We start from the raw sequence: 1,661 nt of genomic DNA on the forward strand, positions 1-1,661 counted from the left end.
GATCTGCAATTGCAGGACATGTCGGCCCTGGGGGTGATCTGCCACGCGGCCCGGCATTTTCCGCAGGCCGACATCGTGGTGTTGACCCAGTTTGGCAACGACGAGCAGGTGCTGCAGTGCATCGAAGCCGGTGCCACCGCCTATCTGTTCAAGGACAGCGCCGCCGAATGCCTGGCGCAGAGCATCCATCTGTGGCGCGAGGGCAGTGCCCCCATCAGCCCCGGCATGGCGCGCCGGGTGCTGGGGCGGTTCCGGCTGCGGCTGGGCACCGGCACTGGCTCGGCCTGGTCATTTCCGCTGCGCGAATCGACCCATCCGCTGAGCGACTGCGAGGCCGGCATTCTGCGCTGGATTGCCCGCGGCATGAGCCTGGAGCAGATCAACGCACTGGCCTCCAGCCAGCAGCAGGGCGTGCTGGTGCATGTGAAAAAGATCTACCGCAAGCTGGCCGCCCACGCCCGGGGTGAAAGCCAGGTGGACACCGGTGCTCCCGACATCCAGATGGTGGCCCTGGGCTCGGCCAGCCAGCGGCGCGCCCCGGCCATGCCATCGCTGCGATTTTCAGTTTTCAAATAAAGGAATTTGTATGCGCGTTACATCGGGGCAACCCAAACCCATGCCGCCCCGCCGGTCCAGCCGCGAACCCTGGGTCTCTGCCTTGGTGTGGCTGCTGTTTTGCGCTGCCATGGTGGCGGTAGCGCTGTTTTTAAGCCCACGGGTCGGCGCGACGCAAGAGCCGACCATGCCGCCTGTGGCCGGTGCCCCGGTGCTGGCCAGTGCCGACGGCGAACTTGCAGTGCCCATGGCCGCCATCGTGCTGTACCCGAACGAACCGGTGGCGGCTAGACATTGAGCGCTCTGGTGCTTTCAAACTGCCGCGCCTGCCCGGTGACTGGGTCGGTAAAGGCGATAGACCGGGCCAGTAACTGCAGGGGGGCGGCGTAGTCGTCATCGGCAATATTCACCACCTCGGGGTAGAAGCGGTCGTTGCGTATGGGCGCGCCCAATGCCGCCATGTGCACCCGCAGCTGGTGGGTGCGGCCGGTGACGGGCGACAGCTGGTAGCGCGCCCAATCACCCAGGCGCTGCAGCACGGCGATGTGGGTTTCCGAGTTCGGCTCGCCCGGCATCTCTTTGTACCGAAAAAACGGCTCGCCGGGCACGATCTGGCTGCGGTAGACACGCGGCAGGTCGCCCCGCCAAGGCGCAATCGCCTCGTAGTGCTTGTCCACTTCGCGTTGCTTGAACAGCGCGTGGTAGGCCGCCCGCTCTTGCGGATGGATGGCAAACAGTGTCACCCCGGCGGTTTCGCGGTCCAGCCGGTGCAGCGGGGCCAGGGTGTCCAGCCCCAGGCTTTGTTTGAGCCGTACCAGCAGCGTCTCTTGCACAAAGCGCCCCGCGGGCAGGGTGGGCAGGAAATGCGGCTTGTCCACCACCACCAGATGCGCGTCCTGGAACAGGATGGGGGCTTCGAACGGAATGCGCGGCTCTACCGGGAGGTGCCGGTAGTAGTACAGCCGGGTGTGCGGGCGGTAGGCGGCATCGGGCGGCACGGGCAGGGCCTGCTCGGCCAGCACCAGGCCGTCGCGCATGCGCGGCAGCCACACGGCGCGCTCGACGGTGGGAAAGCGCTCTGCGAAGAAGTCGATGACGGTGGGCCA

General features: G+C 66.5%; 3 protein-coding genes. 2 read left to right on the top strand and 1 reads right to left on the bottom strand.

The features are described from left to right. The coding region (locus AC097L_RS23720; protein ID WP_479589194.1) for a LuxR C-terminal-related transcriptional regulator at positions 1-576 on the top strand (576 nt) is incomplete at its 5' end. A 10-nt stretch (positions 577-586) separates the two neighbouring features. Further along, positions 587-853 carry a hypothetical protein gene (locus tag AC097L_RS23725; RefSeq protein ID WP_479589195.1) on the top strand — a complete coding sequence of 89 codons (267 nt, stop codon included), beginning with the start codon at positions 587-589 and terminating at the stop codon, positions 851-853. On the opposite strand, the gene AC097L_RS23730 is transcribed toward AC097L_RS23725, so the two are convergent. Continuing rightward, positions 843-1,661: pseudouridine synthase (locus tag AC097L_RS23730; RefSeq protein ID WP_479589196.1), on the bottom strand; the 819-nt coding region annotated here is incomplete at its 5' end. The two genes, AC097L_RS23725 and AC097L_RS23730, sit on opposite strands and share 11 nt — an antisense overlap.

It is taken from the genome of Rhodoferax sp. RT5P35 (genome assembly GCF_056521385.1).

What these genes read in the sequence shown, in the direction of transcription:
- AC097L_RS23725 (WP_479589195.1), top strand. Translation starts at nt 587, where the DNA reads ATGCGCGTTACATCGGGGCAACCCAAACCCATGCCGCCCCGCCGGTCC.